13 protein-coding genes and 1 riboswitch are annotated in these 12,789 nt (G+C 44.7%); of the genes, 5 read left to right on the top strand and 8 right to left on the bottom strand.

Going from position 1 to position 12,789, the window contains the following annotated elements; genetic code table 11:
• Positions 1-59 precede the first annotated feature (59 nt).
• Positions 60-173 carry a YjcZ family sporulation protein gene (locus tag D7M11_RS38150; RefSeq protein ID WP_120750179.1) on the bottom strand — a complete coding sequence of 38 codons (114 nt, stop codon included), beginning with the start codon at positions 171-173 and terminating at the stop codon, positions 60-62.
• Positions 174-729: 556 nt separating this feature from the next.
• Positions 730-810, top strand: a riboswitch (cyclic di-GMP riboswitch).
• Between the two features lie 50 nt (positions 811-860).
• On the opposite strand from D7M11_RS38150, the gene D7M11_RS25940 reads away from it, so the two are divergent.
• The gene (locus D7M11_RS25940; RefSeq protein WP_158606836.1) at positions 861-1,253 is read left to right on the top strand and encodes a response regulator; all 393 of its coding nucleotides are present in this window, start codon (positions 861-863) and stop codon (positions 1,251-1,253) included.
• 69 nt (positions 1,254-1,322) lie between these two features.
• Positions 1,323-2,183 (top strand): ATP-dependent DNA ligase, encoded by an 861-nt coding sequence (locus tag D7M11_RS25945; protein WP_120750181.1) that lies wholly within the window; start codon positions 1,323-1,325, stop codon positions 2,181-2,183.
• Between the two features lie 11 nt (positions 2,184-2,194).
• On the opposite strand, the gene D7M11_RS25950 is transcribed toward D7M11_RS25945, so the two are convergent.
• Positions 2,195-2,926 (bottom strand): restriction endonuclease, encoded by a 732-nt coding sequence (locus D7M11_RS25950; RefSeq protein WP_240041307.1) that lies wholly within the window; start codon positions 2,924-2,926, stop codon positions 2,195-2,197.
• Positions 2,927-3,150: 224 nt separating this feature from the next.
• On the opposite strand from D7M11_RS25950, the gene D7M11_RS25955 reads away from it, so the two are divergent.
• The 3 genes from D7M11_RS25955 to D7M11_RS25965 are packed head-to-tail and all read left to right on the top strand — an operon-like array spanning position 3,151 to position 6,244.
• Entirely contained in the window at positions 3,151-4,488 is a 1,338-nt protein-coding gene (locus tag D7M11_RS25955; protein WP_120750183.1) for an immunoglobulin domain-containing protein, read from the top strand.
• Between the two features lie 32 nt (positions 4,489-4,520).
• A complete protein-coding gene (locus D7M11_RS25960) occupies positions 4,521-5,147 on the top strand; it encodes a hypothetical protein (protein WP_120750184.1) in 627 nt (208 codons plus the stop codon).
• Positions 5,148-5,152: 5 nt separating this feature from the next.
• Positions 5,153-6,244, top strand: coding sequence for a hypothetical protein (locus tag D7M11_RS25965; protein ID WP_120750185.1), 1,092 nt, complete (start codon positions 5,153-5,155; stop codon positions 6,242-6,244).
• Between the two features lie 55 nt (positions 6,245-6,299).
• Here the strand turns inward: D7M11_RS25965 and D7M11_RS25970 are convergent, their stop codons facing one another.
• From D7M11_RS25970 to D7M11_RS25990, 6 genes are read right to left on the bottom strand one after another with little or no spacing between them, the layout of a single operon-like run.
• Positions 6,300-7,097 carry a DUF1906 domain-containing protein gene (locus tag D7M11_RS25970; protein WP_120750186.1) on the bottom strand — a complete coding sequence of 266 codons (798 nt, stop codon included), beginning with the start codon at positions 7,095-7,097 and terminating at the stop codon, positions 6,300-6,302.
• Positions 7,081-7,566: a phage holin family protein gene (locus D7M11_RS25975; RefSeq protein ID WP_120750280.1), complete on the bottom strand. Its 486-nt coding sequence runs from the start codon at positions 7,564-7,566 to the stop codon at positions 7,081-7,083. Before D7M11_RS25975 ends, D7M11_RS25970 begins: the two co-directional genes overlap by 17 nt.
• A 60-nt stretch (positions 7,567-7,626) precedes the next feature.
• On the bottom strand, positions 7,627-7,764 hold the full coding sequence (locus tag D7M11_RS36785; RefSeq protein WP_168928325.1) for a CD1375 family protein: 138 nt from the start codon (positions 7,762-7,764) through the stop codon (positions 7,627-7,629).
• Between the two features lie 16 nt (positions 7,765-7,780).
• Complete coding sequence (locus tag D7M11_RS25980) at positions 7,781-8,152, bottom strand: hypothetical protein (RefSeq protein ID WP_120750187.1); 372 nt, start codon at positions 8,150-8,152, stop codon at positions 7,781-7,783.
• Positions 8,153-8,171: 19 nt separating this feature from the next.
• Positions 8,172-9,677 (bottom strand): tail fiber protein, encoded by a 1,506-nt coding sequence (locus D7M11_RS25985; RefSeq protein WP_120750188.1) that lies wholly within the window; start codon positions 9,675-9,677, stop codon positions 8,172-8,174.
• A 30-nt stretch (positions 9,678-9,707) separates the two neighbouring features.
• Positions 9,708-12,788, bottom strand: a complete 3,081-nt coding sequence (locus tag D7M11_RS25990; RefSeq protein WP_120750189.1) for a baseplate wedge 1 family protein — start codon at positions 12,786-12,788, stop codon at positions 9,708-9,710.
• Position 12,789: the final 1 nt, after the last annotated feature.

Consider the following 12,789-nt stretch of genomic DNA (forward strand, 5'->3'; position numbering starts at 1 on the left):
GGAATAATCCCTGATCCTTTCGTCGATCGCGAACGGTGACGTAATTAGGGTCTTGTTAATTAAAAAAATCCTCTCGAAATGATTACCAGAAGAATGAAGAGAACGAGGATGATTGCTGTAGTAGTCCCAAAACCACCGCAGCTAAAACCACCAATTCCGCCAACACCACTCATGTTTTTCACCACCCATTTTCCTTTTTAACTACATCCACATCGTATGAGCGAGAATTTATTCGGTTTGGACTGGTACACACGCTGCGTATGATTTTAGGTATTTGTTGAGGTTATAATGATACTCCCCCTTAAGCACGATCTAAAAGAATGCAAATCCCCGTCAGCCACTACGGCCAAACGGGGATCATTGTAATCCTGAAAGGATATGGATCGCATTATCATTATATGCAGTAAGTTCAATTAGGTGTTTGTCTCTATAAAAGAATAAATCCAGAATAATACCCAAAAGTGTGGAAATAATTATGTTGTTTATGACGAAACATTAGGGGGGCAGCTACTTTGAAGAATAAACTAAAAATTCAGCCGAGACAACCTCAGAAATGTAGAGGATGCGTATGGGGGAGCTGGGATGGGATGATTCAGTATTGTCCAAAGTTATCTTGTGTGAGGCGATAATAAGGCGAGCATTCATCATTTTGACTAGGGATAAAAGTTGCAAATCAAAGATAACAATGGGTGTAATTTACTAATTTTATAAAATGAGTTATTATACCTATGACGATAATAGCAAACCTATCGAAAGATTGGGACGCAAAGCCACGAGCCTAAGGGAGACTATGGTAGTCGGGTTGCCGAATGGAATTTTATTTCTCCTTTCGGGCCATAAGAAAGGGGACTTTCTATTTTATGGCTAAAATTCTGCTTGTTGATCATACTTCTGGCATGAGAAAATATGTTCGAGAAATCTTGGAAGGATCTGTTTCGAACCACATTTATATTGAAGCTAGTAACGGGTTAGAGGCTATAAACCAGTATTTGAATCATTCTCCCGATCTCGTTATTATGGAAATAATTTTACCTTATTTAGATGGAATAGAAGCTCTAAAGAAGATATTAGATTTCCACTCCGAAGCTAAGGTCATAATTATTTCTGCATTTTTTACCTCAATTATCGAAAAGGAAGTATTAGAGCTAGGAGCTAGATTCTATCTCAGAAAACCGTTTCAGAACGCAAACATCATCAAATGCGTGCAAATGTTAATTTATGATACACAGTTGAAAGATTTGTCTCACGGGTGAATAGTACGACCAATACTTTCCGGTCAAAATCCACGGGACACACTGCTACAATAAGCATAGGTGATCTAAATGTTTGTTGCTCCTATGCTATTAGAAACGACACAATCCGCGTTTAACAGCCCGGACCATATATTTGAGCCGAAGATCGACGGTCATCGGCTTATTTTGTCACGCCTAGATGGAGGCCCTACGCGGCTATACACGCGCCACAATAACGAATGCACCCGGCAGTACCCGGAGCTTTATGACATCGCGCAGGAGGATATTGTTCTGGACGGCGAGGTCGCTTGCGTGGATCGGGATACCGGCCTAATCGACTTTGAAACAGTAATGGAGCGATTCGTGGCGAGGAAGGCTGATAAGGTACTGCGGCTGTCGGCGGTCCAACCGGCGAATTATATGGTGTTCGATATCCTGCAATACAAGGGCGAAGACTTGCGTGGATGGCCACTCATGCGGCGCAAGGAGCTGCTGGCTGGGCTTGACTTTGGCAATCCCCGGATTAGCATTGTCCCCTACATAGAGCGTGAGGGAGAGCGGTTATTTCAGGAGATCGTTTCTCGCCAGATGGAGGGTGTCGTCGCAAAACGGAAAGAGTCTGTCTATGCGACCGGACAGAGAAGTGCGAGCTGGCAGAAAATCATAAACTGGACGTATGTCGATGTTGTATTGACCGGCTGGCGGAAGGATGAGTTTGGCTGGATCGTTGGTATACAGGAGGGCGAGGGGATCAGGCCCGTCGGGGTTATCGAACTGGGCGTAACGGGACAGCAGCGGAAGGCGTTTTATGGCGCTATCCGGCCATACGTGATCGGAGAAGATCGGCATAACGTGTACGTGCAGCCGCTTATTCGAGCGAAGGTAAAGATCCGGAACTGGACGAAAAAAGGACTCTTAAGGAGCCCTGTGTTTGTGGAGTTCATTTTATAACGAACCAGGTATTAGATCACCTGGGTGCTTTTGCATTTTGGGAAGTTTTCACAACCTAAAAAATAACCCATACTGCTTTTACGGCGAACCATAGGCGCCCCACATTTAGGACATCTCTTTTCCTCTTTTTGCGGCAATTGCTCGGGAACAGTAGATTGTGCAGCTTGCGTATTATTTTGGGGATTCTGTTTCAGGATCAAGTCAATTAGCTGTTCACGTCCAATTAGTTTGACATTGAGTGAATTCGCCAGTTCTCTTGCAGCGTCAGTGTATTTTGAGTTTGTAACAACCCACGCTTCCCCCGCTTTATAATACCCCATCGAGGAATGTGTCTCTTGAACTGCTTTTATACCCACGTTCTTACTGTAACGCTTAGCCTGCACAACTATCTTTTTACCATCTTTTGAAATAACCAAATCGGCTCCGAAGTCCCCAGCGGCTTGAGTCACTTTTACATCGTAGCCATGTGATTTGAAAAGGTGGCCTAGGTAATGTTCAAATTCGCGGCCTTCCATCTTATCGATATCCGCGATTCCCGATTTTTTCAGGCGTTCTGTGTAAGCGACATTTCTCATGATGATTACAGAGATTACGATGCCAAGGAGTGCGCCGCAAGCGACAAATGATATCTTTATAGAGTCAGTTACCTTATAAGTAAGCAAACCCACTCCGAGCATCCCAAATCCCAATAGTCCCTCTAATAAGCTCGCCTCTTTTTTACGTCTTCTACGTCTTGCCATCATCCTACACTCCCGTTCCATATTTTCCTGTCATTAGTATAATCGGCATGGTAGCTGGGAATGTTTAGGTTTTATAAATCTTTTTATAAATTAATCTGAGTCCTTTTATCTATTTACCCCCTTTATTTTCCACTGATACTTAGGCATTGACAAAAAAATATCCAACTTCGCGACTAAATTGTTATAATGTGTATACAATATTATGGAAAAATTGGGGGGCGATCTAAATGAATAAAAAAGGAGTTTTATCCAGGGTTCTTGAAAGAATACCTCTACCTGATGCTATCGATATCATTTATGACAGAATTCCCGGTTGGACTCCGGCAAAGAAGCCGAGAAGAAAAGCAGATGTAAAAGACCAGTTTCTATCGTTGGATACGATAATACCAGATGAAGAAATTGAAGATTTTGTTCAGATGGCAGTTATGAAGAGAAGTGTAGGATTGCCCGTATATACCTATAAAATAAGTAACCTTGATTTTTTAAATGATGTTACTGATGAAAAACTTTCTGAGATATACAATTTTGTTGATCAGCCGTTTAATCCAAACTTTTACACTGTCTCGTGCAATCTAGATGTAAATGATGAAACAAAGTTAACTTTAAACATAAGAATAAAGGAATATACTAGCTCTTGGAAAACATTAGTTAACAATGCTGAGAGCTTGTCAGCAGTCTTTACGAGCAATGTAAAGCTAGATAAAGCGAAAAAGGTAGTATCTGTTTATTCCGGTAATCACCAAGTTCAAGATGTAATTGTTAGATATCTTTCAACAGTACTAAAATGGCCACTTAATTCTTACAGGGTCAAAGAATTCACCAATCAAACATTTCAGTTAGGTAATGCTAGTTTTAAAACTGCAGTTCTGTTAGATCTTATTTATAATCGTCTTCAAAACAAAGGTGTTTCGTCTACATTCAAGGAATTAAAATTTTTTATTGGCGGAAAACGCAAAAAAGACGGAGTACGTGATGTCGCCATCGGTGGGAAAGATCTTTTATATTCACAGTTAGCTTGCGAATATATAACGCTCGGTAGTGATATTATTTCATTTAAAGTCGATGTGGAATTCGCCGGGCAGGAGTTCTCCACGATCTTCCAATTGAAAGGACCCAATAACGATATTTTAAAATTAGTAATTGTAGACACAGACGATGACACCTTAAAAAAAAGTGTTATGGATATAATTCAAGCGGAGTACATCGACATGTGTAACACTGGAATAATGAATATGCCTGAAACTATGAAACTATTAGAATCAATTTTCAATAAATTTCAACAAAAAGATAAACTTCTCACAGAAGTTATTGAGGAAGAATCAATCAATTCTATAGGAATTATTGTTAGTTTGCTAGACAAATTAAGTGATCAAGACGAGGAAGTTATACTGTTGGTTAAAAAATTCGCAAATTGTCATCGAACTATTCTTGACACAATTGGTTATGATGAAAAAAATGATGAGCTTCAAAAATTGTTTGATTTTGTAGGTATTGAATCAGAGAGTATTGACGAAGATAGTTTTAATCCTAACGATTTACAGAATTCTGATCAAGAGATAGAATAAAAATATTATGGCAATGGAGGTGTGGATGGTCGGTGATTTCATGGAAAGAAGACTGCACTTTATTCAAATTTGAAGGCGGCGATTTTCTGGATAAAATTGCCGATCATCATACCAGCACATTTGAGAAAATATCATATAAAAAAATTAATGAAAGTACACTAGAGATAGCGTATTCTTGGATCGACCCTGTTAGAATGAAAGACAAATTAATTGCTCGCGAACAACGAGATGTGAACTTTTGGGTTTTTATAGATGTAGGAGTTTTGTGTTGTTTTTCCAATTCTGAAAGTTCGATAACTTACGCAATAAGCAAATTATCACATATTTATGATTTGGAACTAAATAAAATAAATACATATCAATATTGGAAAGATATCTTCTTAAACAAACATAAAATTCTTTTTGCCGAATTAATTGGGATACATATTAAGAAATACTCAACTGCAGCTGATCACCGTGATATTTCAAAAATTTCTGTAAACAGTATTTCATTGTCAGAAATCGAAGGTTTTATCCGCTCTGATTTATTGACTAGCCTGACTTTCCAATTCAAGTTACAAACTTTTTATTTGGATGCTACATCAGTTTTGTCCTTTCCCGATACATCCAAAGAAAAAATGATTTTTGAAGTAATTGAAAAAATCGTGAAGGATATCTAAAAATAATGGGCAAATGGACTCCATTCTTGATTTTATTAATACCTGTCATCATTTTACTATTTACCGACTTTGACAGGAATTTTAGTAGCGAGCAATATGATGCTCTTAAGGACCAAGTCGAGTTAATAAGTTGGATTTTTGCCGGCATTGTCTCTATCGCCGGTTTTTTTGGGCTTTTTATTAGTTTTACTTTTGAGAATAAATTACTGACAGCTTCTAAAGAATTAAAGCAGTACTATCGTCCTTATGCGTTAAATACTAATGATTTAAGATTATTTTTGAGTAACTACCAGCAACTAACGGCTGGCGATAAACTATTGAAAAACATATTCGGAATATTTCTTTTTGTATCGTGTAGTTCCATACTTGTTTGGGGAACAGCTGTCGGATTTTATACAAAATATAAGGTATCCTTTAAACTAGATTTTTCTATCGAATCTCTTTTGGTTTTTGGAATCTATCTACTTTTTTTCCTACTTGGTGGAATATTGATATATGTCACAATCGCTATTAATTTTATTAGACATCAAAGGGACCCGCTTGAAAAAGGTTATATGCCTGATATTAAATCTATATGCGACATAAACTACTTGTCTAATAAAGCCGAAGTCGATATAGATGAGTTACTTTTTAAATTATCCCCTTCTTTAGAATTCTATAAAAATCCACCGGACGATAAGCCAAAATATGAAGCTTATTTTCACCTACCAATTAAAATGGACAATTTTAGATTTACAATGAAATTAATATCGAATACAGAAGGAAAAGAAATAACCCTAAGATGTTTCGGTGTATTTAATAAAATGGATATTATTGGGGAAAAAGTCACGCCGATTCTTGATAATAATTTAAGTGAACGATACTATAATGCTTTAAAGAATAATACAGTTTCTGGAGAAATGAAATTATATAATCTTGATAACAAAGTTATATCAAGATACAGCTTAATAAGATCTAACGAAACATCACAAAGTTATAAATTTATACTGGACAAAGTCATTCGTTATCCAGAAAAAATTGATATTGATAAGGGGCTTTTGTTAAAATCACTCAATAATCAAGTCGAATATCGAATAGAGTGTGATGAAATAGTATAGTTGACATTTTCCCGCCAGCCAAACTGGCGGGTTTATTATTTATAATTCCATAATTCTACAACAACATGCTATTTACGATAATCAAGTTATTGGCAACTTCAAGCTCGGATCGGGTAAGCTTCCCTATGAACGCTTTTTCTACAAAATGATAGTCGCCGAGCACTCCTCCTTTATATGCCTTCTCGAGTGATCCGGCAAGTGCTGCCCATCCCGTGGTAGTCAGTATCAGTTCGTTCATAACGTCATCCCCCATTTCTTCTTGTTCGGCAGCCTGCCGTAGCGACCATCCGCAGTTATCGCCGTATCCCTCGTCCATGTCGACGCTGATCCCATTCACCGTAATGTCATTTTGGTACTGGTAAATGTGGATTCCGTCCGCCTTACGGCCCCGACTCCATGCGTAGGTTTGCCAAAAACGGGAACATGCCTCGGCAGCTCTTACCGCTTCGACAACAGCATATGAGCCATATACGCCCGTTGAATAGCCCGGCGTCGCCAAGCTGCACCCGTGGATATAATCGATCACCTTGTCCATCTGCGCAGCCGTGGCGTCGAAGTCCACGGCGAAGTATATCGTGCTGCCCTCCGGCTGGCCGACAGCAGCGGCCACGGCGAGCGCCGCCTTGCCATCCGCAATCCCCGCAGCATATCCGCCGAGTGCCCGGTCCGCGGTCGTCTCATACACGCTGACGATCTCGAGTCCGGCCTCGCTGATCAGCTCCGCCTCCTCCCGCGTCAGCCGCTTCCATCCGGATGGGACCAGATACCGGCAGACGAATGCATGTCCATCCGCTCGAAAGGCTGCTGCGGTCGTTTCGGTGAGCGACGTGGCGCAGTCAAATCCCTTTACCATCGTTGCCCGCCCCCCTCTCAGCCTTACGCTGCAGCGCGCGGTTTACCTTCGCCTCCATCTCGCTGCCGACCCATTCGATTACTTTTTCGAGTAGCGCGATCGGCAGCCATTGCGCCCAGCCTGCGCGTACGGCATTGGCCGTCATACTTTTTAGCGTATGGTACAGCAGGCCGAATGCGAAGATGCCGAAAAATATCCCCGGAAGTCCAGTTACCATATCCAGCATGTGACCACCAGCTGGAAGCATCACCATAAAAAACGTACGGAATATGCCGTCAATCCCATATTTGGATGCGTAAGTCTTGTCCTTTTTCGCTGCGCTCGATCCGCTCATCCAGTCCATCACTATGAAAAAGCTAAGCGCAGCCATCGTATAAAGAACCGGTATTCCTGCACCGTACAAAAACTCAAAAACCGGGAGCAATATGCCCCCGGCCACAGCCGAAACTACTTTCCCTGTCTGTTCCATCCCATTCCCCGTTTCTGCCCCTGTGGGCATAAAAATCCCCCGATCGGCTCGGGGCGTGGTTTATGCTGTACCATTTATAACGTCGGTGACAACCGTTTTCAGGTTGTACAGGTTAGGCACCTGCTCCAGCGTATACGCGCCCGCCATTACGAGCGATACCCATACTTTGACCAATCCGCTATCTTTCGCAAATACCACTTCGCTTCAACCCCTTTTATTGTGTTGGCATGCTCATAAGCATTGTCAGCTCGGCAACGGCTTGTTTCAGGTCTGCTACTTCCTCGCTGAGCGGCGGACGAAATTCCGGCTCGGGGTTCCCCTCCGGATCGCGATACTGGAACTCCAGCGCAGGCTCATCGCCGCTCAAATCGACGCGATAGCTGCTGGCCTCGGCAAAGTCTTGCGTATACTGGCCGTATTCGAGTTGGATCATGCCGACTGTATCCGGCACGCGCTCCGCGAGCGATACATACGCGGCAAAGTCCTGCTCGACCGTTGTTTCGACGACGCTACCGGACCGCTCGCCGGTATCGACAACCACGTCACCCGTAGCTCTGTCATAATAGATTCTGCGTCCGATTTGCATACCTTCGATCTCTCCTTTCTTACTTGCCCCACACATACCAGCCAACTTGAATACCTGCGTTTACGGGGAGTTGGAACCCGTTATTATTTACGTAGCCTTCTCCACCACCATGACCCAGTCTATAACCCGCGCCAACAGCGGTCACTCCGAAGATTGCACAGTCTGGCTGCGGATTTTGCGTGAACGCAAACGTCCTGTTATCGAACCATATTGTATAAGAGTTTATGTTTTGTATCAGAATTAGATCTATTCCTGCGGGGAAGTTTAGACCGCCTACGGTGGCCTTATAAATAGATACAGTATTCATGCCATTTGTGTAATAAAAAATAGCTGATGTTGTATTTACAGACCCGGACGCATAAGGCCTACCAACAACGATTGTGCTGATCTTATCCGCCAATTGTGTAAATGTATCGCTGCCGCTCGCAGGTACGCCTTTGCCAGTAATCGCGGCAGCGATTGCGGATTTACCGTTACTGGCAGACGTAAAAAGCTCGTTGATCGCGGAGACGATGTTACTTTTGTTGCTTGTAATAAGCGATGAGAGTGTTCCGACCTCTCCGGATAAATCTCTACCACGTACCACGTCGGCATCCAACCCACTGCCAGTACCATCGACAGTTTTGACCTTTGCCAGCACATCCGCTGCCGTGTAGTACGCGGCTGGCAATGCCGCCGCCGCCAAATCGTACGCCGCTTTAACCGCGCTCGGCGTCGAAGCTCTGTCTGCTGCGGTGCTGGACGTACTGGTACTTAATATGGTGTGTCCGTATTGCACTGTCGATGCTACTACTCCTGCGTGATTGTTGAGGTTGGATTGCACCCCTGCGGCCGCCGCACTAGCGTTATTGGCCGCGCCCTGTGCCGCAGCTACTGCATTGCTGAGCGCATCTGTCTCAGCCTTGCGCGCTACATCGTCATTGGCGAAAGGAGCAGCGGCTTTAATGCGGCCGTTTGGATCGCGCAGCGCCAACGTGTTTGCCGTGGCAGCAGACGCTGCTGGCAAATTGGCAAGGGGCACTTTGGCACTGTTGTCCAGAGGCGCGACGCCGCTTGCAGCTCCTTTTTCCGTCGTTGGTATATAGACGGACGAAGGTACGACTACTGTAACATTCGCAGCGTTACCGACCGTCGTGTTGATCTCGAACACCCGCGAGAACGGACCGGCTGAGATTGCCGGGAAAGTATCACCTTGTGCCCCGGCATTGGCGTAAGCATATAAAATTTCGCCGTCCTGCGGGTCTTGTGCAAACAGCCCTATCTCGCAGGTGTAGGTCGATGCCGACAAACCCGTATTTTCGAACACGCCACGTATTTGAGACGTCGTGCCGCTCCGCGTATTAGAGTTGATTGAAAAGTAGGAAATGGGGTTAAGTAAGGCCGAAAAATTTTTCGGATCTTGTCCGACTGCCAATTGCCCGCTGCCGATTTGCATACGTGTAAATTGCAACGTTACTCCTGTTTGAGCTTTCGCATAAAGCGTCAGTCCTCTATTGGTTATGATCGCTTGTCCGTAGACTGCCATAGGATCACCCCTTTGAATAGAAAGTTTCTGTCAAGTTGGATTAACGGTCGTAATGCTCTGAATGTCATACCCACCTATGACTGCGGCTATATAATCGGACCTCTCTATCGAGGTCGATCCAGTAATGGTAACCCCAACCCCCATTGGCTTCGGGACGATCAGGCCAGCCGTAACAAGCTCTGTTAAAACTGGGCCGAACGATCCGCTAACGATGACATCCATCGTCATATTTTGGTTATCGATGATTTGCAAAGGGATGTCTGGGAAAAGGGTATCCCAGATTTGATAAATTTGCGGAATCGTCCCATTCCAACTGTTTTGAGCGATTTTGGCCTTGAGTATGCTCCGGTAGTCCTCATCGTCGAGCCTAGATGATCCGGTCGATAATTGGAATCCAAGTGCTCGTGATCGCCCGACCTGTTCCCCGATGATGTCAAGCTGTACACCAGCAGCGTTGTCCAAATCAAATGCGAATGATATGTCTTCGCTGGCCGCCTTGCAATCATCCAAAAGCGTAAGACTCCGCTCCAGCCAAGCCATAAAGTTTACTTGCACACGATGCTGGGAGGTTACGAGGTCCAGGTATTCCGTGTACGCTGGGGAAAGGCTGTCCGAGAAATCAGTCAGTTGCATCAGGCCAAGCGTGTCCAAGATGTCGCCGCCCCAGTACCCGTACCAGGTCTTATTCGCGGGATCCGGACTCCATGTCCCCTCGACCTCACTCGAAAAATCGACTACCGGGACCCTGAAATGTTGCAAATAATCGGTACATCGATCCAGTAGCCTGCCGATCAACCGTTTATGAGTGGTCGATAGATACGTCGATTTCATGCCGTATATTAATGACCGCATAAAATTGGTGATCATATGAGGGTCTCTTTGATCATGGTAGGGCGCCTTATCTTTTTCGAAGGCAGTCGGAAAAGAGTTGTAGGTATCTCCCCACAATTTATCAACCGCGGTAACAAAATCGATAAAGATCGTATAAGCACGCCTATTCGACGGGTCTGTGTCAAGCACCCTAGCCACGTCGCTTATGGTCCTGTACTGAAACCCTCCCCATGTAGGTTGGGTATCCCATCCGAACGTGTTCGGCTCGTGATCCTTGTGGTCATCCCGGTAATCCCACCAAAATATAGGCGCGAAAAAACCCTTAGTGCCTGTGCTCTCTTCGTAGGCAGTCTGAGAATCCCTCAAAAACTGCAAATTTGTGTCTACTGGCACATTTTTATTTGCGTAGATTCCTCGCTGATATATCCAAGGGGCCTGATATCCGGTGTAGACCGCTCCCCGCAAGTCAGACAACGCATAATTGATATAATGCATGTCAAACGGCAGGATATAGGGCACATACGGCATAGGCACTCTCGGCGGCACTGGCCGGATATACTCTAGCCCAATCTGTAGTGCTGCCTGCTTGGAGTACCCGAAAGAGATTGCTGAGTAGTATTCTTTGTTCATGAGCACTTTCGTGCCTACATACTCTACGCTTATCTCGGTTACAACATCGACAGCATCAAGCAGCATGGATTGATAGTCCCCCGCAGCGAAGGCAGTTCCTCCGGTAAACATGGACTCGGTCAAATTCACGGTAACATACTCCCCGCTGGTTCCGGGCAGCTCACATGTCCATCTCACCCCGTCAGCATCGTTAATAAGAAAATTAACGGCGCTATCTGTTTTGTACCGAATGGAGAAGGGGAGCTTTCTGCTCCAAATGGAGAACATAAACTGTGACCAACCATACCAGCCCCCTTCGTCTCCTCTCGTGAGCTTGATATCTGTCACGCGAATGGTCTTGGTGTCTATCTCATCCAATACATCCGTGAATTCGACGGAGCTATTCGCGCTTGCAATAGCTCCGCCGTTGCTTGTCTGATCATAATGTGATCCCCAAAAGATGCCATCTGCCTTGTAAAAATCATCTTTATGAAACTGGATCGAGTCCGTGTTTGTGATCCCTCTGCCTGGAGTCCAAAACTCGGTGACCCAACGCTTATCCGGATCATACCCGGCGTCCTCATCAATGGATAAGCGAACCTTTTGAATTTTATCGCTCCCCAGCTTTAACTCGATCCATTGATCCTCATTTAGATCGATCCGAGTCCCCACCCAAGTACCGAACAAAGCTTCGTCATCGCCGGCGGACTCCGCGTAATTGATGATGATTAATCCGCCACTATTGATATAGGTTTCTGATGGCGTTCTGACGGAGTACCGGGTCACTCCATCCTTCAAGACCTCTTCTCCGACCTTGCCCGGCTTGACGTAAAACCAAGCATTGGAGACGCCGGATACCACTTGGACAGATACCTTCGTCGACTCCACAGCCCTCAGCCATTTTTCATCGCCCTCGATGTCGTACCACATCTGAAACACGTCCAGAGCCCATGCCAAAGCATCCACAGCGCACGCAATCTCGCCCGGGTCCAATGGCCGCCATACCGGGAACGCTTCGCATTTTTCGCCCACATTTACAACCCTGCCGGTTTCGGACGAATAGACCACCAAAGCATCGCCGGTATAGTTTGTTTTGAGGTAGATGGTGGCCTCGCTGTTACCATAATTAACATCTGTGTGATCAATCTCGTACTCTGTCCCCACAACAGGCGCCGCCGGCGACCAGGTATATTCGAGCGTTGCGTCCGTAGCGCGCACCGAGTATATTCGGAATACTTTCTCGTAAGTAACAGTCGCCACACCGTTAACAAAAGTCGCTACGCCATCGACAGCGTACTCCCTAGATATAAACGGAGCAGTTACGTTTACCAACCAGTGGGGGACCCAACTCCCATCCGGCTCGCTCGGAATAACCGGGGTTGGATAGTAGTAGTTTAATAAGGCGTCCATTAGAAACCTCGCCTTATTGAGCCATTTTGCCTCTTTGGATGCCATATAGTTTCGTAGCAGCCCTCTAATGACCAGCAGCTGCGCTTCGGATGTCCCGGTAGTTGGTGGGGTATACGATGTTATCGGGCTATCTATAACAAAAGAGCCGCCGACAAGCCCGAGAGTGTTGATGGCCATATTGCCTACATCTTTTGTGTTGTACTCCAAATAGGCGTAGTAATCATCCGCCCATTTTTTAAATGTCGATTTCGCCTTGAACATA

The organism is Paenibacillus ginsengarvi (genome assembly GCF_003626695.1).
Lineage (GTDB): Bacteria > Bacillota > Bacilli > Paenibacillales > NBRC-103111 > Paenibacillus_AB > Paenibacillus_AB ginsengarvi.